This window comes from Hydrogenobaculum sp. Y04AAS1 (genome assembly GCF_000020785.1).
Taxonomy (GTDB): Bacteria; Aquificota; Aquificia; order Aquificales; family Aquificaceae; genus Hydrogenobaculum.
Genome location: NC_011126.1, coordinates 1019466 through 1039720, shown reverse-complemented (window position 1 = coordinate 1039720; position 20255 = coordinate 1019466). Strand labels below are relative to the sequence as shown.

Annotated in this window: 22 protein-coding genes, 1 tRNA gene and 1 CRISPR repeat array; of the genes, 10 read left to right on the top strand and 13 right to left on the bottom strand. The window is 35.3% G+C overall.

From position 1 onward, the window contains the following. Positions 1-55 precede the first annotated feature (55 nt). Positions 56-2011: a CRISPR direct-repeat array (repeat unit 30 nt; unit sequence GTTTCAATCCCCTATAGGTACAAACAAAAC). 392 nt (positions 2012-2403) lie between these two features. The 12 genes from carB to cysS all read right to left on the bottom strand — a co-directional run bounded on the left by carB (position 2404) and on the right by cysS (position 13533). Continuing rightward, positions 2404-4068 (bottom strand): carbamoyl-phosphate synthase large subunit, encoded by a 1665-nt coding sequence (gene carB, locus HY04AAS1_RS05670; RefSeq protein ID WP_012514162.1) that lies wholly within the window; start codon positions 4066-4068, stop codon positions 2404-2406. Positions 4069-4138: 70 nt separating this feature from the next. Next, entirely contained in the window at positions 4139-4864 is a 726-nt protein-coding gene (tatC, locus tag HY04AAS1_RS05665) for a twin-arginine translocase subunit TatC (RefSeq protein ID WP_012514161.1), read from the bottom strand. Further along, positions 4827-5105 (bottom strand): twin-arginine translocase TatA/TatE family subunit, encoded by a 279-nt coding sequence (locus HY04AAS1_RS05660; RefSeq protein WP_012514160.1) that lies wholly within the window; start codon positions 5103-5105, stop codon positions 4827-4829. The genes tatC and HY04AAS1_RS05660 overlap by 38 nt, the downstream gene beginning before the upstream one ends. Continuing rightward, positions 5096-5932, bottom strand: coding sequence for an A24 family peptidase (locus HY04AAS1_RS05655; protein WP_012514159.1), 837 nt, complete (start codon positions 5930-5932; stop codon positions 5096-5098). Before HY04AAS1_RS05655 ends, HY04AAS1_RS05660 begins: the two co-directional genes overlap by 10 nt. Beyond that, positions 5929-7431: a protein translocase subunit SecD gene (gene secD, locus HY04AAS1_RS05650; RefSeq protein ID WP_012514158.1), complete on the bottom strand. Its 1503-nt coding sequence runs from the start codon at positions 7429-7431 to the stop codon at positions 5929-5931. Before secD ends, HY04AAS1_RS05655 begins: the two co-directional genes overlap by 4 nt. Positions 7432-7433: 2 nt before the next feature. Next, on the bottom strand, positions 7434-8036 hold the full coding sequence (raiA, locus tag HY04AAS1_RS05645) for a ribosome-associated translation inhibitor RaiA (protein ID WP_012514157.1): 603 nt from the start codon (positions 8034-8036) through the stop codon (positions 7434-7436). A gap of 3 nt (positions 8037-8039) precedes the next feature. Further along, positions 8040-8795: an energy transducer TonB gene (locus HY04AAS1_RS05640; protein WP_012514156.1), complete on the bottom strand. Its 756-nt coding sequence runs from the start codon at positions 8793-8795 to the stop codon at positions 8040-8042. 35 nt (positions 8796-8830) lie between these two features. Further along, positions 8831-9604: an NUDIX domain-containing protein gene (locus HY04AAS1_RS05635; RefSeq protein ID WP_012514155.1), complete on the bottom strand. Its 774-nt coding sequence runs from the start codon at positions 9602-9604 to the stop codon at positions 8831-8833. 1 nt (position 9605) lies between these two features. After that, the gene (locus HY04AAS1_RS05630; protein WP_012514154.1) at positions 9606-10025 is read right to left on the bottom strand and encodes a hypothetical protein; all 420 of its coding nucleotides are present in this window, start codon (positions 10023-10025) and stop codon (positions 9606-9608) included. Next, entirely contained in the window at positions 10022-11245 is a 1224-nt protein-coding gene (locus HY04AAS1_RS05625; protein ID WP_012514153.1) for a D-alanyl-D-alanine carboxypeptidase, read from the bottom strand. Before HY04AAS1_RS05625 ends, HY04AAS1_RS05630 begins: the two co-directional genes overlap by 4 nt. Before the next feature lie 21 nt (positions 11246-11266). Next, complete coding sequence (locus tag HY04AAS1_RS05620; RefSeq protein ID WP_012514152.1) at positions 11267-12067, bottom strand: prolipoprotein diacylglyceryl transferase family protein; 801 nt, start codon at positions 12065-12067, stop codon at positions 11267-11269. After that, a complete protein-coding gene (gene cysS, locus HY04AAS1_RS05615) occupies positions 12067-13533 on the bottom strand; it encodes a cysteine--tRNA ligase (RefSeq protein ID WP_012514151.1) in 1467 nt (488 codons plus the stop codon). The genes HY04AAS1_RS05620 and cysS overlap by 1 nt, the downstream gene beginning before the upstream one ends. A 50-nt stretch (positions 13534-13583) precedes the next feature. Here cysS and HY04AAS1_RS05610 point away from each other — a divergent pair, with 50 nt between their 5' ends. From HY04AAS1_RS05610 to HY04AAS1_RS05565, 10 genes are all read left to right on the top strand, one after another. Continuing rightward, positions 13584-14402, top strand: coding sequence for a tetratricopeptide repeat protein (locus HY04AAS1_RS05610; RefSeq protein WP_012514150.1), 819 nt, complete (start codon positions 13584-13586; stop codon positions 14400-14402). Further along, positions 14399-15109, top strand: a complete 711-nt coding sequence (locus HY04AAS1_RS05605; protein WP_012514149.1) for a phosphatidate cytidylyltransferase — start codon at positions 14399-14401, stop codon at positions 15107-15109. The genes HY04AAS1_RS05610 and HY04AAS1_RS05605 overlap by 4 nt, the downstream gene beginning before the upstream one ends. Further along, a complete protein-coding gene (locus HY04AAS1_RS05600; protein WP_012514148.1) occupies positions 15096-16211 on the top strand; it encodes an FtsW/RodA/SpoVE family cell cycle protein in 1116 nt (371 codons plus the stop codon). The genes HY04AAS1_RS05605 and HY04AAS1_RS05600 overlap by 14 nt, the downstream gene beginning before the upstream one ends. 122 nt (positions 16212-16333) lie before the next feature. Next, positions 16334-16570, top strand: coding sequence for a hypothetical protein (locus tag HY04AAS1_RS05595; RefSeq protein WP_012514147.1), 237 nt, complete (start codon positions 16334-16336; stop codon positions 16568-16570). Beyond that, positions 16563-16850, top strand: a complete 288-nt coding sequence (locus tag HY04AAS1_RS05590) for a CZB domain-containing protein (protein ID WP_198002724.1) — start codon at positions 16563-16565, stop codon at positions 16848-16850. The genes HY04AAS1_RS05595 and HY04AAS1_RS05590 overlap by 8 nt, the downstream gene beginning before the upstream one ends. Before the next feature lie 58 nt (positions 16851-16908). Further along, positions 16909-16986, top strand: a tRNA-Glu gene (locus tag HY04AAS1_RS05585). Positions 16987-17114: 128 nt separating this feature from the next. Next, a complete protein-coding gene (thiC, locus tag HY04AAS1_RS05580) occupies positions 17115-18476 on the top strand; it encodes a phosphomethylpyrimidine synthase ThiC (protein WP_012514145.1) in 1362 nt (453 codons plus the stop codon). Continuing rightward, positions 18461-19354, top strand: a complete 894-nt coding sequence (locus HY04AAS1_RS05575; RefSeq protein ID WP_012514144.1) for a DUF1732 domain-containing protein — start codon at positions 18461-18463, stop codon at positions 19352-19354. The genes thiC and HY04AAS1_RS05575 overlap by 16 nt, the downstream gene beginning before the upstream one ends. Before the next feature lie 10 nt (positions 19355-19364). Further along, positions 19365-19601, top strand: coding sequence for a hypothetical protein (locus tag HY04AAS1_RS05570; protein ID WP_012514143.1), 237 nt, complete (start codon positions 19365-19367; stop codon positions 19599-19601). Then, positions 19601-19942 (top strand): 6-carboxytetrahydropterin synthase, encoded by a 342-nt coding sequence (locus HY04AAS1_RS05565; RefSeq protein ID WP_012514142.1) that lies wholly within the window; start codon positions 19601-19603, stop codon positions 19940-19942. The genes HY04AAS1_RS05570 and HY04AAS1_RS05565 overlap by 1 nt, the downstream gene beginning before the upstream one ends. Here HY04AAS1_RS05565 and HY04AAS1_RS05560 read toward each other — a convergent pair whose 3' ends face one another. Next, a complete protein-coding gene (locus tag HY04AAS1_RS05560; protein ID WP_012514141.1) occupies positions 19943-20245 on the bottom strand; it encodes an MTH1187 family thiamine-binding protein in 303 nt (100 codons plus the stop codon). Between the last annotated feature and the right edge of the window lie 10 nt (positions 20246-20255).

Genomic DNA, 20255 nt, shown 5'->3' with positions numbered 1-20255 from the left:
TAACCCAGACGGCTCAGATGAAACCAGAAATTGCTACTACTAACATTATTTACAAAAGTAAATCCCCTATAGGTACAAACAAAAGTATAGTCTCAAGTTTGAAATAAACAGAAATAACTTGTTTCAATCCCCTATAGGTACAAACAAAACCTCAAACTCTTAGTTGAGCCAGCAAACAACTTCTGGTGTTTCAATCCCCTATAGGTACAAACAAAACGCTATGTATTGTTACTGTTATCACTAGTAACGTTGTAGTTTCAATCCCCTATAGGTACAAACAAAACAAGAATTGAAAAATACAATATGTTCTAAATCATTATCGTTTCAATCCCCTATAGGTACAAACAAAACGGCTTTTTCATCATCTTTACCTTCGTGTAATACTTCGTTTCAATCCCCTATAGGTACAAACAAAACTTTGCTACTATTGAGCCTGATTGAGTAGTCCCTATATCGTTTCAATCCCCTATAGGTACAAACAAAACGCTATTCTTATACCGCCTATTCCTGCAAACAAATCAAGTTTCAATCCCCTATAGGTACAAACAAAACATTATGTATGTTATAGTTCATATTTGGACGAATATTGTTTCAATCCCCTATAGGTACAAACAAAACTCTGTTTTGGTGATCCAACCATTCCAGGTGGTGAATGTGTTTCAATCCCCTATAGGTACAAACAAAACCAGGCTCCATAGGGAATGGATACGTCGCTGGACAGAGTTTCAATCCCCTATAGGTACAAACAAAACTAAAAACTACAGGCTTTGAAAATATGACCCTAAAGTGTTTCAATCCCCTATAGGTACAAACAAAACCTGTCTGATTTGCCTTTGAGATTCGGGAGATAATTCCGTTTCAATCCCCTATAGGTACAAACAAAACGCCACATATGGCATGACGTGTCCATACCAAATTTGTTGTTTCAATCCCCTATAGGTACAAACAAAACGCACCTCTATGGCTGGTACTTTGTCTTTGTATTGTCTGTTTCAATCCCCTATAGGTACAAACAAAACTGGTGGACAATTAAATACATCTTCGTACAGAACGAGTTTCAATCCCCTATAGGTACAAACAAAACCCAGTTGTTAGCAGTCCAAATTGGTTTTGTGATTTTTAGTTTCAATCCCCTATAGGTACAAACAAAACATTTTGTCTGATAAATTGCAAGAGCTTTCGCTCGTAAGTTTCAATCCCCTATAGGTACAAACAAAACCAAATATATCACCACGAGAGCGTGGCGTTGATATTAGTTTCAATCCCCTATAGGTACAAACAAAACGCTGGTATTACGACGTTAAAATTCAACGGTTGGTTTAGTTTCAATCCCCTATAGGTACAAACAAAACGAGTAGGTAGACAGTTTTATAGTGTGTTTAATGTTTGTTTCAATCCCCTATAGGTACAAACAAAACTCACAGTATGGTTGAAAAACAACGAATACTGGCTGAGTTTCAATCCCCTATAGGTACAAACAAAACTTTGTATCTGGATTTCCATGTCTATCCAGTATTTGAGTTTCAATCCCCTATAGGTACAAACAAAACTCCTCGTTCTCCCAGACAGAGATCGTGCTTTGATCTGTTTCAATCCCCTATAGGTACAAACAAAACCAGATTTAATTGTGTCTGGCAATGATGTAGAAGCGTTTCAATCCCCTATAGGTACAAACAAAACACATATCTGCCGTTTGCTTTGAAAATCAAGCGATAAAGTTTCAATCCCCTATAGGTACAAACAAAACACTGCAGCCAGGACAAGTAGCGTATATAAGCTTTACGTTTCAATCCCCTATAGGTACAAACAAAACTTACTATATACTGTATCATCACTATCCCTAAGTAAAGTTTCAATCCCCTATAGGTACAAACAAAACTTACTATATACTGTATCATCACTATCCCTAAGTAAAGTTTCAATCCCCTATAGGTACAAACAAAACTTACTATATACTGTATCATCACTATCCCTAAGTAAAGTTTCAATCCCCTATAGGTACAAACAAAACCCCAAAATGAAAAAATTGTGAAATACCCTAAAACCCTTTGCCGGCAAGGTTTTTGAGGTATCTCATCAACCTATCAACAGCTTATAATATAACATATTTCCCGTCGATCGTCAATAGGAGCAAAATCATAGGAGATCGACAATTCTTTATCAGATATAGCTAAAGTGGCAAAAATGAGGTATTTTTTTGTTTGAAAACAAGGCGTTTTTTAATAATTTTTTGCCGATCGACAGATCTTTGATAGACAATGATTTTAGAGATTTTGATGTTAACAATTCAGAAATTATATTAACATTTTTAGGCTTTTAGAAAATAAAATTAGAAGATAAAATCTTCGTGAGATGGTTTATTTATGTCTATCTTTGGCAGTAGTTTTTGGACTTATGCAAAATTTAGTCGTTGTCAAAAATAGCTTCTTCTTGCCCGATTTTATAGTATGGATATTCCCAAGAGGAGTAATAATAAGGCGTATAAGCCCTAAACTCCCCCGCGCAGGTGTCCACCGCTTTAAAAGTAGGCATAAGACCTTCCAAAAGCTCTTCTATCTCTTTTTCTGTCTTGTTAAACTTTTTAGCTATTTCTTTATTTGAAAAGCCCAATATTTTTAGCTCAAATATATAATCTTTATCAAAAGGTATATCTTGTTTGTAAGCCTCTACAAGCTCTTTTATCTGATGTAAAAACCATTTGTCTATGTGGCTTACTTCATTCACTTTTTCTATGCTTATACCCCTCATAAACGCTTCTTTTATATAAAAAATACGTTCTGGTGTTGGTATCCTTATGTTTGTAAGAAGCTCATCGTAAGAAAGCGCTTCGTAATCTTTCATAAAGAGATATGGATTATCGGTTTCTAAACTTCTTATGGCTTTCATGAAAGCTTCTTTAAAAGTTCTTCCTATAGCCATCACTTCGCCCACAGATTTCATGGTGGTACCAAGAATTTTGCTTGATTCTTTAAACTTTGCAAAATCAAATCTTGGTATTTTTACTACAACATAATCTATGCTTGGCTCAAAGCTTATAGGCGTATTTTTTGTAATGTCGTTTTTTATCTCATCAAGGGTATATCCAATCGCCAGAAGGGCAGCTACTTTTGCTATGGGAAAACCAGTGGCCTTAGAAGCCAAGGCTGAGCTTCTTGAAACCCTTGGGTTCATCTCTATCACGTAAAAATTGTCGCTGTTTGGGTCTACTGCAAACTGGATATTTGAGCCTCCGGTATCAACACCTATTTTTCTTATAATGGCAAGGCTTGCATCTCTTAACATCTGATATTGTTTATCGGTTAGGGTTTGGGCTGGTGCTACTGTTATAGAGTCTCCAGTATGAACACCCATAGGATCAAAGTTTTCTATAGAACAAACTATAACGACGTTGTCTTTTGTGTCTCTTATGACTTCAAGCTCAAACTCCTTCCATCCTATAAGAGATTTGTCTATAAGCACCTGATGTATAGGAGAGGCTTCTAAAGCAGCATTTAGCTTAGCTGGAAACTCTTCTAAGTTGTAAACGATAGAACCCCCTGTCCCGCCAAGTGTAAAAGCTGGCCTTAATATAGCTGGAAATCCTATATCTTTTATAGAGGCCATACCTTCTGAGATAGAATTTACTATGGCATTTGGTGGAACTTTTAGACCTATCTCCTCCATAGCTTTTGCAAAAAGAGCCCTGTCTTCACCTTTTTTGATAGCCTCGTAGTTGGCACCTATTATTCCTACACCATATCTTTCTAATATGCCCGATTCATATAAATCCTTTGCTAAGTTTAAAGCCGTTTGCCCTCCTAAGGTAGGTAGTAAGACATCTGGGCGTTCTTTTTTTATAATCTCCTCAAGCACTTCAACGCTCAATGGTTCTATGTAAGTCTTAGTGGCAAGCTGTTCATCTGTCATTATGGTGGCTGGGTTTGAATTTACCAGCACTACTTCATAACCTTCTCTCATAAGGGCTTTGCAAGCCTGAGTACCAGAATAATCAAATTCTGCCGCTTGGCCTATGATAATAGGACCTGCTCCTACGATGAGTATTTTCTTTATATTGGTATTTTTTGGCATAGAATTATTATACTATAAACTAACTGATTGAAATATTTGATAATATTGTTTAAAACAAGAAACCAAACGTTTATTGGGCTTTTTGTATATCTTTTGAAGTATTTTGCTTTTTAACGGCAAATCTACCTATAAATATAGATATTTCATAAAGGGCAATGAGGGGGAAAGCCATAAGGATTTGAGTGGAAACATCTGGGGCTATCAAAGCACCTATAAAAAACGCTACTACTATAAAGTATTTTCTAAAAGATTTTAATTGTTTTGTAGATATTATGCCGGCCCTTTGTAGCATGAAAAGAAAAATGGGCATCTCAAAAGCTGCGCCAAAACCAAGAAGCATTTTAAGTAAGAAGTTTATGTAAAGCTCCGCAGATAGCATAGGTTTAGCTTGAAGCTGGCTAAAGCCTATACCTATTAGAAATTTTAGTGCCATAGGAAGTACTAAAAAGTAGGCGAATGTTGCACCTGTTATAAAAAGTATCAAAGAGAAAAACACCAAAGGAAAAACAAGCTTTTTTTCTTCAGGATAAAGGGCTGGTTCCATAAATTTCCATATTTGATAAAGTATTATTGGTATTGACAGGGCGATGCCCACTATTACAGATATCTCCATCATGATAAAAAGGGGCTCTGTGGGAGATAGCGTTATAAGTTTCATACCAGGATAGTATATATCTATAGGGTATTTTAAAATCTCAAAAACATACTTAGCGTAAAAAAAGCTTATGGTAGAAAATATAAGTACGGCTGCTATAGATTTAAGTATTCTCTGTCTTAGTTCCTGAAGATGCTCCATCAGGGGAGCTTTCGGAAGTTCCTTCTCCATCTTTCTTTTCCTCGGTATTAGTTTGTTCTTTCTCAAGCTCTAACACTTTTTTATTTACATTTTCTATATAAGCTTGCATTTTTATCTCATCTATGAACTCTCTGGCTTTTCTTGTAAACTCTCCAAGCTTTGTAGCCACATCCATCATCTTCTCAGGCCCAAGCACTATATACGCTATAACCAGTATTATGATTATCTGACCTAAGTCCATAACACTCTCTCTATAAATTTACCAACAAGTATGCCACGGTCTACAAGGATGCCACGGTCTAAAAACATCCAAAGTATTGCACCAATAGACAAAAATGGCCCAAAGGGTATATAGTATTGCATATTTTTATTTTTTATAATAGTAGGTATACTTACCAAAAGCCCTATTAAAGAACCAAAAAACATAGCCCCAAGCACCATCCAGATACCACCAAAGGCCCCTATCATGGTCAAAAGTTTTATATCACCTATGCCAAGACCTTCCATCTTCCTAACCTTAAGATAAATATAGTATATTAAAAATGGAATTAAACCCCCAAACAAAATCCCAAGTATTGAGCTTTTAATATCAACAAAACCATAATTACTAAGAGAAAATAAAAGTCCAAACACTATGCCAGCGTAATTAAAACTATCAAGGAGTATAAACCAATCTAAATCTATAAAAGATTGTACTATAAGTATTGACCCAAAAAGTAAAGCTTCTAATGTTTTTACAGCATCAGGGATATTTAACACATATAAATTTTCATTGTTTTTTATATAAAAAGCATAAACACAAAGGGCAAAATAAAACCCGGTAAGGGCTTCTACTATAGGATATCTCATAGATATTTTATTTTTGCAAGCACTGCATCTACCTCTCAAGAAAATGTAAGATAATATGGGTATGTTTTCATAAGGTTTTATCTTATGTCCACAATGAGGGCACTTGGAATTTGGATAAACGACAGACTCTCCCCTTGGAAGTCTATATATTAGAACGTTGTAAAGGCTTCCAAAGATAGTACCAAGCAAAAAGAATATAAGTAAGATTAGGATTGTCATATCTTAAGCATTCTTAGTTTCGCTAAGATGTCTATCATCACTTTTGAATAATAAACATTTGACAAAAACGATGCTATGGTACCAATAGTAAGTGTGGTGGCAAAGCCCTTCACTGGACCGCTACTAAATTGAAAAAGTATCAAAGCTGCCACCAGAAGTGTGGCGTGTGTATCGTAAACGGCACTAAGCACTCTCTTATAACCGTATTCTACGGCTTTCCTTAGGGTGTTGCCCCTTGCTATTTCTTCTTTTATACGCTCAAAAATAAGAACGTTTGAGTCTACCGCTATACCCATATTTAGTATGATACCTGCAATACCTGGCAATGTAAGTGTAGCTCCTAAAAGCACAAGACCAGCCCAAAGAAGAAGCCCATTCATTATTATAGCTATAGTGGCTGTGACCCCTGCTGTCTTATACCTTGTTATTATCAAAAACACCACAAACAAAAACGACGCTAAACCAGCATAGATACTCTGTTTTATAGCCGCTTTTCCCAAAGTGGGCCCTACCACAGCATCTTGGAGTATGTGAAGCGTTGTAGGCAATGCACCGGCTCTTAAAATAGCGGCCAAGTCCCTTACTTGATCTGGTGTAAAATTACCAGTTATCTGACCTTGATCTGATATTCTTGAACGAATAACTGGAGCAGACATAACTCTGTTGTCAAGGACTATAGCAAGCCTTTTATCTATATGGCTCTGGGTAAAATTACCAAATATTTCAGCTCCTTTTGAATTTAGTTCAAAGCTAACAGCAGGGTTGTTAAAGCTATCGGTGCTCTCGTAAGCGGTTTTTAAATCAGCCCCTGTTATTATAGGTTTTTTCTTAACTAAATACCATTCATGTCCATCTTTTGATGGCAATATCTTTTCATCTGGTTTTAATTCTTTTTGTAAAGCATCTAAAGAAGCTGATGCGTCCACCACTTCCATGAGCTCAAGCTGAGCGGTTTTCCCAAGGACTTTTTTAGCCCTTTCTAAATCCATAACACCGGGTAGCTCCACCATAACTTTAGAATTGCCAAGCCTTGTAATTACAGGTTGCACTACGCCAAGTTGGTCTACTCTTCTTCTTAGGACTTCCACCGTTTGAGTGATAACGTTTTCTTTTATCTGACTAAGATAAATAGAGCTAAATCTAACTTTAACTTTAAGAGGTGATACTTTGGAAATATCTATTCTATTTTTGTAGTATTTTGTCAAAAGCTCATAAACTTTGCTGTAATCTGAAGCGTTTAATAAATCTATGTATATACCATCTTGAGAAGGTGTTACATCTAAGACGTTTATATGATTTTTCAAAAAAAGTTTTGATATATCAGAGGCTGTGTTTTCATACTCTTCTTTTATAACTTTGTCTATATCGGGAGCCAAGACCATGCTTATGCCCCCTTTCAAGTCAAGACCAAGGTTTACTGGCTTAAAAGCCACCACCAGCAAAGAACCTATTATGATAAAAGTCCCTATAAGAATATTGATAAAAATATTCTTTGGCATACTTATCTTTTACACCCTAAGTCGATAACGCCAAAACTGTCTGAACGTTTTCTATATAAAATTTTTATCTTACCGTCTTTTGTATCCATAAAAGGTAAAAATACCATGTGGTTTTCGGTTAGTTCTAAAATAGCATCTTCAACGCTCATAGGCTTTTCCACTGAAAAGGTTTCTTCTATTACAAATGCTTTAGTCTCTTGCTCTTCTTCAAGTGGTTCTAGTGGTATTTCTCTTGTTTCCTCTTTTGTTTTTGAGCTTTTACGACGATAGTTAAGCCTTCTTTCTTTTAGTTTTAAAAGTTGACGCTCTACTTCATCCAAAACTTTATCTATAGCTGTATAGACATCTTTGTCCTCTTCCCAAGCGTGCACCGCACCACCGCCGTTGCTTTTTATATAGATATCTATATCTACTCTGTAGATGGATGTTTTGTTGATGTTGTCGTCGGTATGTTTTGCTCTGGCGCTTGATATTGTTACTACTATTTCTGTTTGGTCTTCACCTGTTTCTCTTAAAAGCCTTTTAAACTTTGATAGTTTTGATTCCACAAAAGCCCTTAAGTGTTCTGTGATTTCAAAGTGTTTGCCGATAAACTCAATCTGCATAGTTTAACCTCCTTTAAAGTTAATAGTAATTGTACCACTTTCTACTGGTCCATTTATAGGTTCAAATCTAAACCTTCTTACGTAGTTTACCACTTCCCTATCCACATATGCTATACCACTTCTTCTTAAAATAATAATCCTTGTTACATATCCAGAGGGTGATACAAAAATCCTTAAAACCATAGGTGCCGGGAACTCACCAGCTCTTATAACAGGAGCGGGCGGTGCGTATATAAGCTTTCTAGAACCCTCATGAAGGTAAGACCCTCTTGAGCTTATAGTAGCACTTAGATTTCCCACTTGTTTTATGGCTCCTTCTATGTCTGTTTGGGCTTGCCTTCTTTGGGCTTCAATTTCTTTTTCCAAAGATGACAATACGCTGATGTTTTTTGGCGGTGCTTTTGGTGGATGGTGTACCACCGGGATTTTTATATCCCCTTTTTTGAATACCTGTCTTTGTCTTAAAGCGCTTGTTTGCAAGGGTTTATGGACGCCTCTTGATGGTTTATAGCCTTTTGCTGGGCTTAAAGGTTTAGAGTAAGCTTTTTTCGTATGAAATTTTTGAAGTTTTATAGGTTTTGGCGGGGTTGGTACTTCTTTTGGTGGATTTATTAGCTGTACGTTGACAGGTGGATTTTGATATTGGCTTAAAAGTGGTCTCATGGTAAAAAGCATAGCCAAACCAGAAAACAAGAATATGTTTATCAGTATAGATACCAAAAAAAACGGTAATTCTTGCGTTTCTTGCTTTAAATCCATACTAAATATATTAGCATATGATAAGCATCTAAGTTTTATTTATATAAGTTCACAATAAAATCTTCAAAACTTGTAAAATTAGATTGTTTGAATTCTAAGTATTTGGTTTTTAACCAAAGCTGTATTATAAAGCTTTTGGCGTCTATGTAATCTCTATTCAAGACGTTTTCTATACCTTTTATGCATGAAACTTTTGTATATTCGTTTTCTTCTTTGTTGCCAGCCTCTTTTTTACAAAGATGTTTCAATTCTTCTTTTGGGGCTTTTAAAAACAAAACATACAAAAATACTTCTTCAGAAGAATCTCCTATGGTTGGATAAAGAGATTTTATAAAAATAGGCTTAGATTCCATTAGGCTTTTGTATATATTTGATGTTGGTTCTATGCCAAGTTCTTCTGTAACCTCTTTTTTTATAGTTTCTTCTATGGATTTTTCTAAATCGCTGTTTTTTATAGCATCTATAAGACCTGCCACTATTTCTTCTGCTTCATCCAAAATGGGATATCTAAACTGTTTTACGTTTAATTGATATATATCATCGGAAAATACAAATACGCCGATTGCCACAGCTTTTTTGCGAAGGGTTATTATGCCCCTATATAGGTTTTCAAGTTTTACAAACACTTGAACCCTTCCAAACTCTTTTCCAAAATATACGGCATCTTTCCCATATATTTTTATATATTGAAGTTTGTCTTTAGCTTTTAATCTATTTATCCAATCCCAAAAAATGTAGTTTGATTTGTCCAAAAATTTTTTTAACTTTTTATCCGAAAATCCTATAAACTTTATATTATCCAAATCCATTTTATTGTTTTATCCTTGCATCGGCTCCAAGATAACCTGGTAGACCAAAGGTTTGGTAAATAATTTTATATGTTGGAGTATCGTATTCCCATACGGCCATTCTTAAAGGTATTTTAAATAAAAGCTTTGGTTTTATCTTAGAAGCATCTTTTATAAATAAATTTGGCGATGGGAGTGTTTTATTTTTTAACGTGTATTCCTCGTAGCAAATATCTTTTTTATCAAAAAGAGCGTATACCTTAAAACTATATGCCTCTATCTCAAGAGCTCTTTTGGCATGCGGCGTAATACTTTTATCTATGCTCAAAATCTTTACATGTTTGTATTCTTTTAAAAATGTTTCGTATGAATCACCTATGTAACCAAAAGCCATTCTAAGCCCCATCCCTAAGACAACCCCTATAAAAAGAAAATTTTTCACAATACCCTCCTTAATTTGTCTAAAAAGCTAGGCTCTTTTATTTCTTGAGAAACTATTACTGGCATGCTGTAGCTAGAATCTCCATAATTTATAACAAGAGTACCGATTACTTCGTTAGATTTTATTGGAAATTTCATATCCTTTATAGGATAAAGAGAGTAAGTTATCTTCATGCCAGGATAAACTACGGTGCTAAAATCCTGAGATGCCAACATGGGAATCTCTTTTTTCATCCAAGATACTTTGATAAAGCCTATCTGTTGATTTTTAGATATAAGTTTTTCGGTAGATATCTGAGTTTTTGTTGTGTCTATGAGGATTATGGCGTCTTTTAAAGCTGTCATAAGAGAAGATTTGCCAGATGCACCAAAGATTACACCTAGTATATCTATGTTACCTTGTTTTGAGTCAAAGACAAAGTTTGCGCCTGCTGGTAAAGAAGAACCAGTTTTTACACCTACTATGTTGTCTTTCCCAAGGTCATAGTTAACATTGTACTGTATACCTGCTATCGGTAAATTTACCTGAGGCATAGCTACCATGTGTCTAAAAGTTGGGATTTGCATGGCAAGCTGGGTGAGTTTAAATTGATCTTTTGGTGTGCTTACAGTCCCAGCGCTAGCACCTGATGGGTCCTCGTAACGTGTATCTTTTAGACCAAGGCTTTGAGCGGTTTTATTCATTTTATCCACAAAAGCTTTTACGCTACCTGCATCCCATCTAGCCAATATATATGCAAAGTTGTTGGCAGACGGTATCATTAGACCTTCTAAAAGTTGTCTTTCTGTAAGTTTTTCGCCCAAGGCTACTTTTACTACGGATTGGCCATCTTTTTTAAAAGCTTCATATTCGTTTACCTCTTTTTGGGTGACAGTAATTGTAGGTCCATCTTGCCCTATTGGAAGAGGGTGATCTTTTAAAATTATATAAGCTGTCATTATTTTAGCTACGCTGGCTAATGGCCATTGACCTTGATTTGGATTTTTTGATATGATACCGCTTTGAAGTGTACCAATTACCCCATACCTTATATCAGTGGGCCAGGAGATGTTAAAAGAACCTGATATCTGTTGATCTTTCAAAGAAAGTTCTAACTCGGGCTTTGGAAAACCTTTAAAAAGTTGAAAACCAACGTAAAATATGAATCCAAGCACCAACAACACAAGAAACCTTTTTAGATTCTTGTGCTTAGTATATCTATCTTCTTCGTTGTAGTACATATGAAGTATTATAGCAAATCTTTATATGTTGGTTTTTTCTGATTTTAAAAGCATCAAAATAACAAACCCAGATATAAAACTTAACAGCCCAAACAACTGTTCTAGTGTAATGTGATTAAATACAACACGGCTTATTGTGTAATATCCTACTATAATATTTGAAATTCCATAAAGCATGAGAAAAATAGAAAATACTTCTCCCGTAAACCTATTTTGTTTTTTTATCACATAAAATATTAGGCTTATGCCAAACAGCAAAAACAATGTACCGTAAATAAACTGTACTGGATAAAAGGGAATAGAAGGAGGAGCTATATCACCAAACTTATAAACCACATAAAAAAACGGAAACGCTTTCAAAAGGTGAAACCCAGGTGTAACATCCACTGCCAAAGGTACAGGTCTTCCAAAACCAAAACCTACAAGACCTGCCGATATATAACCAAATCCAAGCATAAGAGAACCTATTATAGAGGTTATATCCAAGGCTTTTAAAATAGGTATGTTGTAAAACCAAGCCACGGAAACAACTCCTAGTATAACACCTATTATAGTTCCGTAATAATCGATACCACCGTTCCATATTTGAAATACGCTTACGAAGTTTGGTATCTGGTCGTGATTTTTGATAATATAAGAAAGTCTTCCAAATAAAATACCAGAAAGCGCTCCCGTCAAAAAGATATTTTCTGTCTGGGATCTTAATATACCTATATATTTAGAGATTTGCAAAGACACAACGTAAGAGATAAAAAGGGATATAGTTATCATTAGGCCCAATGTCGATACAGCAAATTTGCCTATTCTTATGTAAAATGGCATCAGGGCTTTTTCCAGATGGTACCAGCCTTTGTATCTTCGAGCTTTATACCATAGTTTAGAAGCTCATCCCTTATGAAATCCGCTACTTTAAAATCTTTGTTTTCTTTTGCCAAGTTTCTAGCTTTTATCAAAATTTCTAAAAATTCTGTGGATATATTGACGCTTGAAGCTGGTTCCAACGTCTTTAGAGTGTTTTGTAAGGTGTTTTCTTCTAAAAGCCCAAAAATATCTTTTAACGTCTGTTTTAAGCTGTTTGCCAAAAATAGATATCCTTCAAGCTCTTTAGGTGTAATATAGCCTATTTTAAAGCTCTCTGTTTTTGCTTTGTTTAACTCGGCTACAGCGTTAAAAATGTGAGCAATAGCTAACGATGTGTTGAAATCTTCTGATAGGGCTTTGTAAAATTGCTCTTGGGTGCTTTTTTCAAGACTATAAAAATCTATGTCTACAACAGGTTTCCCTTCTTTTGCTATAGCTTTTAAAGGTTCTATGTCTTCTATAGCGCTTTTTAATCTTTCGTAAGCTTTTTTTGTTTCTTCCATCTTTTCAAAGGAAAAATCTAAAGGGCTTCTATAATGTGTAAACAATACTAAAAGCCTTAAAACGTCTGGATGGTACTTTGTGTATATCTCTTTTAAAGTGACAAAGTTTCCAAGGGATTTTGACATTTTTTTACCGCCAACGGTGACAAGACCATTGTGCATCCAATATCTGGCAAAAGGTTTACCGGTAATACTTTCTGCTTGAGCAATTTCATTTTCATGATGGGGAAATACGAGGTCTATACCGCCTGCATGTATATCTATAGTTTCTCCAAGATGTTTAAATATCATAGCCACACATTCGGTGTGCCAGCCTGGTCTTCCGTAAGACCAAGGGGATTCCCAGCCAGGTTCGTGAGATTTTGATGCTTTCCACAATGCAAAGTCAAGGGGATTTCTTTTTTTTAAAGAAGGTTCAATTCTAGCTCCTGCTTCTAATTCTTCTGGGCTTCTTTTTGAAAGTTTGCCGTAATCTTTAAAACTATCTATTGAAAAATATATATCGCCATCGCTTTCGTAAGCTTTTCCAAGCTCTATTAGCTTTGATATAAGGGATATTATCTCTTCCATGTGTTCTGTAACTCTTGGTTCTACGTTAGCGGGTTTTACGTTTATGGCTTCCATATCTAAGTAGTATCTAGCTATGTATCTGTTGGCAATGCTCATGAAGTCTTTGTTTTCTTCGTTGGCTTTGTTTATAATCTTATCGTCTATATCTGTAAAATTTCTAACAAACTTTACCCTGTATCCGAGCTTTTCTAAGTATCTTCTAAAAACATCAAATACTATAAGACTTCTCCCATGCCCTACGTGAGAATCATCGTATACGGTGACACCACAGGTGTATATGTTTACTTGAGGAGGGTTTATAGGTACAAACTCTTCCAACTCAGCACTAAGCGTATTATAAAGCACAAATCCCATATATCTATTTTAACCTAAAATTAAAACCTTAACTATGTTAAAATAAAAGTATGAAAAAAAAGAAATTGTTTTTTGCAATAAGCGGGTTGGCGATTCTTCTTAGCTCTTGTGCAGAGCCGACACAGCAAGGGCCAAATCCAATAACTATGCTTCAGCAACAGTATCAATATCAACAACAAGAAATCAACGAAATAAATAGAAGGCTAGATTCTTTGGATGAGTCTTTGGCAAAATTGAGGGTAAAGCTTGGGCTTTCTACATACAACAATATTACAAAAAACCTTGGAGAATCTGAGTCTCAAACCCCACCAGAATCTTCTGAAACACCGCCATCACCTTCAAACCTTAGCTCTTTACCAGCTATAACCCCTTCAAAAGGCATAAAAAATCTATCAAGCACCGTTACTATAATAAATTCTACAGCTCCTTCTGAAACTCAAAGTTCATCTTCCAATTTGCAAGCCCTCATCTCAAACACGCCTCAAAGCCCTCAAGAACTATACGGAATGGCTTACACAGCTTATCAATCTGGAGATTATCAAAAAGCTAAGAGACTTTTCAAAGAGTTTATATTGAAAAACCCACATTCAAAACTTACAAACAACGCATACTACTGGTTAGGAATGGCTGAAAAAGCCATGCATCATAACAATGAAGCGTTGGCGATACTGCTATCTTTGATAGATAAGTGTAAAAAAGGTGAATTACCCTCTTGTGATAAAGCGCCTTCGGCGTATTTTTCTGCGGCGAACATATATAGAGAAATGGGACAAAAATCAGCGGCTATAAACTTATACAAGGAGCTTATAAAACTTTACCCAAATAGTATAGAAGCGGCTTTAGCAAGATCCGAATTAGAGATTAAATGAATAGAGAATATTATGGTATAATTGTAGGTCTTGGCACGCTATTTTTCTTGCTATCTTTTAAGTTTATAACGCTTTTAGGAGTGTTTGTCTTAAGTTTTTTTGTAGCAAAGGAACTAAAAGATGTATTAGGTTCAAAAACAGTGATATTTTTAGCACCTTTTATTATGTTGTTAAGTCTTTACAATATAACTTATGGGTTTTTGGCAATTTTCTTAGTGGTTTTTTTAGAGCTTTTAACTAAAAAGGATTTAGAATCTTTTTATAAAAGCTTTTTTATACTAACCTTTAGCACAACGCTTCCAGAATATATATATAAGGTTAAAACGCTTGGCAATTATTACATTTTGGGGCTTTTGTTGGGGGTTTGGATACTTGATACAATGAGCTATTATGTAGGTAAGAATTTTGGCAAACGTAAATTGGCACCTGAGATTTCTCCAAATAAAACTATAGAAGGATTTATTGGTGGTTCTTTGTCATGTATTATATTTAATATATTTTATTTTGGTTTTTCGAGAGGTCTTATCATAGGTATAGCTGTAAGTATCGTTGGGGTATTTGGTGATCTTTTTAAAAGCCTAATAAAAAGACAATACAATGTTAAGGATTTTTCAAATGTGTTTGGTCCGCACGGTGGTTTTTTAGATAGGTTTGACGCTCTTATGTTTAGCTCATTGGTGTTTTATACAATAAATGCGCCCCGTTGATTTAGCACTCACTATATTTTTTATCCAGATAATAGGTTTGGTGGGAGTTTATAGTTCTACATACACCACTTACGGTGTTCAATATGGGCTTTTCATAAAACAACTTTTATATATTATCCTAAGCTGGGTTATCATGTATGGTATAAGTAGGGTTAGGTTCTCTTCAGTTCTTTCTTTAGCTCCTTTGATATATGGTGTAAATCTTTTTCTTTTAATAGCGGTAATGTTTGTTGGAAAAACTATATACGGTGCAAAAAGATGGATAGGTATAGGTCCTTTTGGCATACAACCATCGGAGTTTATGAAGGCCTCCGTAATACTTATAGTAGATTATATAATTTATATGAGCCCTTATTTAAAAGCCCAAAAAATAGCTTATATACTCCTTAGCATCGGTATCCCCTTTCTTATAATATATAAGCAACCAGATTTGGGTTCTGCGGTGATAATGACATTACCTGTAATGTCTTTGGTATTCTTTGCAAAGTTTCCAAAAAATTTTTTCAGATACGCAATACCTATAGCAACGGTAATTCCTATAGTAGCGTGGCATTTTATGAAGCAATACCAAAAAGAGCGAATATTGACGGTTTTAAACCCCAAAGCCTATTACTCCAAAGGTGGTTACCAGCTTATCCAATCCATAATATCAATAGGCTCTGGTAGAATTTTTGGTAAAGGTTTTTTAAAAGGTACCCAATCTCACCTTCTATTTCTACCAGAAAGACATACCGACTTTATTTTTTCTGTTATAGCGGAAGAGTTTGGGTTTGTGATATCTGTGGTTATAATAATATTGTATTTGTATTTGGTTTTGAGGCTTTTAAGTATATCTTACTATTTGAGATTGTATACAGAAAAAATATACGTGGTGATGGTGGCAGCTTTTATATTTTTTCATTCTACGATAAATTTGGCTATGGCTATGGGTCTTGTGCCGGTGGTGGGTATACCGCTTCCTTTTATTTCTTATGGAGGAAGCAACATAATGGTTAGCGCTATACTTCTTGGGCTTTGCTTTTCAATAGTAAATAGTCATAGGGAAACCAAGTTTAGTCTTTTGTCTCACGATAGCATTATAAAGTATGACACTGGGGATTAAAATGGCAAATAAAAAATGGCAAATAAAATATAATTAATTTTTAACGCCTTATAAAGAAAATTTAACTAAAATATATTGGTATATATCATATTATATTACTATTCTTTTTAGAAAGGTGTAAAATGGAAAGCAAACAGACATTAAGCGGTGGCGGCAACCACGATAAACTTGTGGAAGCTATTGCAAAGATTGGTAATCAGCTTGTGGAGACCATCGACAAAGAATTGAAAGAAATTAACCTGTTGCGAGAAGCAGAGTATAAAAACAAAATTAAAGACAAAAATTTTACGGACACTTTAATAGATATGGTAGAAAGCCATGAGTTGTATGTTAAAAATTTTTTTTTCGGTATTGGTTAATAACACTGACTGGAGGCCAACATCTCATACTGAATGTAAATTTGGTAAGTGGTATTATAGTATAAATGAAGAAGATATTAAATCAAAATATGGGGATAAGGCGTTAAAACTTTTCAAACAAATAGGTCAATCTCACAAAGAATTTCATGAAATAGGTGCAAAAATAATAGATTATTATAGAGATAATGAGCTGAAGAAAGTTATAAGTAGCTTGACAGAACTATCAGATAAGAGTATAGATATTGTATACGGTTGTATAGCTTTAGCTCAATCAATATAACTAAAATCATTTACAATGAGAGAAGATTTTGCTATAATAAGAAAGCTATTTGATGGTAGTCCCCATCGTCTAGCCTGGCCTAGGACACCGGCCTTTCACGCCGGCGACGCGGGTTCGAATCCCGCTGGGGATGCCATTTTTAATCAAATATATTCGAAAAAGCAATTAAATTTACATCTTGAAATCTATAAAACAATGATAAAATGCCATTGACTTTTGAACTTTTAGTTAAATATTTTATGTATCTTATTTTTGGAGGCTTTTATGAGAGAAGATTGGAGCCTAAGAAGTAACTGGACCAATAAAACACAAATGCACCTTGCAAGGCAGGATATTATAAGCGAGGAAATGCGTTATGTGGCAAAGGTGGAAGGCCTTCACCCAGAATTTGTGCGTCAAGAGGTGGCAAGAGGCCGTATGATAATGCCTGCCAACATAAACCACAAACACTTAAAACCTATGTGTATAGGCATAAATTCAAGAGTTAAAGTAAATGCAAATATAGGAAACTCAAAACTTGCATCAGATATACCCCAAGAGATAGAGAAAGCAAAAATCTCCATCAAATATGGCGCAGATACCATCATGGATCTATCCACTGGTGAAGCTATAAAAGAAACTAGAGAAGCTATTATAAATGCAGTTGATGTGCCAATAGGTACAGTGCCAATATATGAAGCTTTTAAGATAGCAAAAAATAGAATAAAGGATATTACCGAAGATCTTATTTTAGATGTAATAGAAGAACAAGCAAGGCAAGGTGTTTCTTATATGACTATTCACGCTGGCGTGTTAAAGGAGTTTATACCCCTTACTACTCATAGAGTTATGGGTATAGTATCAAGAGGCGGTGCTCTCATGGCACAGTGGATGCTGGAGCATGGAAAGCAAAACCCTCTTTATACGAACTTTGATAAAATATGTGAAATATTTAAAAAATACGATGTATCTTTTTCTTTAGGAGATGGGCTAAGACCTGGAGCCATAGCAGATGCATCAGATGAAGCTCAACTTTCAGAGCTTATGGTGCTTGGAGAACTCACAAAGAAAGCATGGGAGCACGATGTGCAGGTAATGGTGGAAGGGCCTGGGCATGTGCCAATGAATCAAATAGAATTTAATATGAAAATCCAACAAAAATATTGTTATGAAGCACCATTTTACGTGCTTGGTCCTTTGGTGATAGATGTGGCACCAGGTTATGATCATATGGCTTCTGCTATAGGTGCTGCAATGGCTGGTTGGTATGGGGCCGCTATGCTTTGTTATGTGACTCCAAAAGAACATCTTGGTTTACCTAATCTAGAAGATGTAAAACAAGGTCTTATAGCTTACAAAATAGCTGCTCACGCTGCAGATGTGGCAAAAGGTTTACCAGGAGCCAGAGAATGGGACTTAGAAATGTCAAAAGCAAGATACGCTTTTGATTGGAATCGCCAATTTGAACTTGCTATAGACCCAGAAACCGCAAAAGCTTATCACGATGAAACGCTTCCACAAGAGGGATACAAGACTGCAAAATTCTGTTCTATGTGTGGGCCTGAGTTTTGTTCTTACCGTATATCCCAAAACGTGCAAACAAACTTTGAAGAGCAACTAGCTGAAGGTACATGGCAAACTCCTTGAGTATAGAGCTTTTCGCAAGGAGCATGACCGGGTTTGCCCAGAAAACTGCGGAGGTAGACGGCTTTAGTGTTGTATTAACCTTAAAATCTGTAAACGGGAAGGGTTTTGACATATCTGTCAAGATACCTTCTCAGGACTTTCAAACCCTGGAAACCTATATAAAAGATAGGATAAAAAGCTCTTTGGCAAGAGGTACTATTTCGGTGTTCATAGATGTAAGACAAACAAAAGATATTAAGAATGTGGATGTTGGATTTTTGGAAAACATAATAAAAGATTTAAAAGAAACCTGTCAAAGGCTAAACATAAGCCTAACGGACGATAAAATCTTTGATATTGCTATGGAAACTTACAAAACATCCCAAGAAAAAGATGAAGAGAAAAAAGAGCGTATGAAAGATACTATCATAATGCTTTTCGAACAAGCGTTAAAGGAGTTTATGGAGTCTAAAGAAAAAGAGGGAGAATTTCTTATAAAAGATATAAAATCCCGTGTAGGGCTTTTAGAAGAATACTTATTAAAAGCAAGGGAAAGTTTTAAAGAATATGAAAACGCATCAAAGGAAAAAATCATAGAAAAAGCCAAGAGTTTAAGTTTAGAAGAGCAAAATCCTATAGTGGTAAACGAACTTATGCTTTTACTTCAAAAGCTTGATATATCTGAAGAAATATCTCGTATAGAAAATCATCTTAATCATATGCTCGATATAATATCCTCAGAGCAAATAGAAAAGGGGAAGAAGATAGAATTTGTGGCTCAGGAACTTCATAGGGAGATTACCACGATGTCCAACAAAGTGCCAGAACTATCTCGTATAGCGGTGAACATGAAGTATGAAACCGATAAAATAAAGCAACAGTCCGCAAATTTAGAATAAAGGAGAAAATATGGAAAAATTAGAACTGCCAAAAGATATAAAAGATAAGATATTAGCTACATGCATAAATAAAGTGCTTTGTCTTGAGGCTATGAAATACGTTTATCTTGTAAAAAAAGACGATGGAACTCTTGATGTGGCTGAAGAATTTGACAATATAGACTATCATGCCCTTTGGTTTGTGGTGCTTTCTGTGGTAAACAAAGTAAGAAGGCTTTTAAAAGGAGAATCCATAGAGGATATTTGATGCCTTATACAATAAGGGTTAAGAAGAAGTTTAACGCCGCTCATTTTCTTACATATTACAAAGGGGCTCCAGAACCCATTCATGGTCATACTTTTGGCATAGAGGTTTTTATAGAGGTAAAGAAGCTGGACAAAGGTGGCATAGGTGTTGATTTTGTAGAAATAGACCAATATCTTGATGAAATATTGCCAGACTATAAGCTCTTAAACGATGTGTTTGATTTTTCACCAAGCGCCGAAAATTTAGCTAAATATTTCTTTGATACATTAAAAGCAAAATACAACGTTAAAAGGGTAGTAGTTTGGGAAACAGAAAACTGCGGTGCCGAATATTACGAGTAATTAACCAACCTTTGATTTCAAAGACTCTACCTTCTGTTTTAGCCTTCCGGTCTTATCTCCTTTCCTATAGTCTATAGCCATATTAACGTATATTCTGTTAGAATCTTGTTGCATTGTCTCAAGCCCTTTCTTTATTATTTCAAGAAGTGGTTCTATCTCCGTACTTTCTATAATAGTGGCCATAGGTGTTATTACATACTCAAGACCCGACTCGTGAATAATCTTAGATACCTTTGACACGTATTGACTTAGGGATTCACCTTTATCCACTGGAAACATACTTATGGAAAGTATATAGCTCATCTTTACCTCC

Bases quoted from the DNA above. Each gene is read 5' to 3' on its own strand.
- cysS (WP_012514151.1), bottom strand. From the start codon at position 13,533: ATGGGATTTGTGCTTTATAATACGCTTAGTGCTGAGTTGGAAGAGTTT.
- HY04AAS1_RS05600 (WP_012514148.1), top strand. From the start codon at position 15,096: ATGCGCCCCGTTGATTTAGCACTCACTATATTTTTTATCCAGATAATA.
- raiA (WP_012514157.1), bottom strand. From the start codon at position 8,036: ATGCAGATTGAGTTTATCGGCAAACACTTTGAAATCACAGAACACTTA.
- carB (WP_012514162.1), bottom strand. From the start codon at position 4,068: ATGCCAAAAAATACCAATATAAAGAAAATACTCATCGTAGGAGCAGGT.
- tatC (WP_012514161.1), bottom strand. From the start codon at position 4,864: ATGGAGCATCTTCAGGAACTAAGACAGAGAATACTTAAATCTATAGCA.
- HY04AAS1_RS05660 (WP_012514160.1), bottom strand. From the start codon at position 5,105: ATGGACTTAGGTCAGATAATCATAATACTGGTTATAGCGTATATAGTG.
- thiC (WP_012514145.1), top strand. From the start codon at position 17,115: ATGAGAGAAGATTGGAGCCTAAGAAGTAACTGGACCAATAAAACACAA.
- HY04AAS1_RS05565 (WP_012514142.1), top strand. From the start codon at position 19,601: ATGCCTTATACAATAAGGGTTAAGAAGAAGTTTAACGCCGCTCATTTT.
- HY04AAS1_RS05570 (WP_012514143.1), top strand. From the start codon at position 19,365: ATGGAAAAATTAGAACTGCCAAAAGATATAAAAGATAAGATATTAGCT.
- HY04AAS1_RS05560 (WP_012514141.1), bottom strand. From the start codon at position 20,245: ATGAGCTATATACTTTCCATAAGTATGTTTCCAGTGGATAAAGGTGAA.
- secD (WP_012514158.1), bottom strand. From the start codon at position 7,431: ATGCCAAAGAATATTTTTATCAATATTCTTATAGGGACTTTTATCATA.
- HY04AAS1_RS05575 (WP_012514144.1), top strand. From the start codon at position 18,461: ATGGCAAACTCCTTGAGTATAGAGCTTTTCGCAAGGAGCATGACCGGG.
- HY04AAS1_RS05595 (WP_012514147.1), top strand. From the start codon at position 16,334: ATGGAAAGCAAACAGACATTAAGCGGTGGCGGCAACCACGATAAACTT.
- HY04AAS1_RS05640 (WP_012514156.1), bottom strand. From the start codon at position 8,795: ATGGATTTAAAGCAAGAAACGCAAGAATTACCGTTTTTTTTGGTATCT.
- HY04AAS1_RS05635 (WP_012514155.1), bottom strand. From the start codon at position 9,604: ATGGATTTGGATAATATAAAGTTTATAGGATTTTCGGATAAAAAGTTA.
- HY04AAS1_RS05620 (WP_012514152.1), bottom strand. From the start codon at position 12,067: ATGCCATTTTACATAAGAATAGGCAAATTTGCTGTATCGACATTGGGC.
- HY04AAS1_RS05605 (WP_012514149.1), top strand. From the start codon at position 14,399: ATGAATAGAGAATATTATGGTATAATTGTAGGTCTTGGCACGCTATTT.
- HY04AAS1_RS05610 (WP_012514150.1), top strand. From the start codon at position 13,584: ATGAAAAAAAAGAAATTGTTTTTTGCAATAAGCGGGTTGGCGATTCTT.
- HY04AAS1_RS05655 (WP_012514159.1), bottom strand. From the start codon at position 5,932: ATGACAATCCTAATCTTACTTATATTCTTTTTGCTTGGTACTATCTTT.
- HY04AAS1_RS05625 (WP_012514153.1), bottom strand. From the start codon at position 11,245: ATGTACTACAACGAAGAAGATAGATATACTAAGCACAAGAATCTAAAA.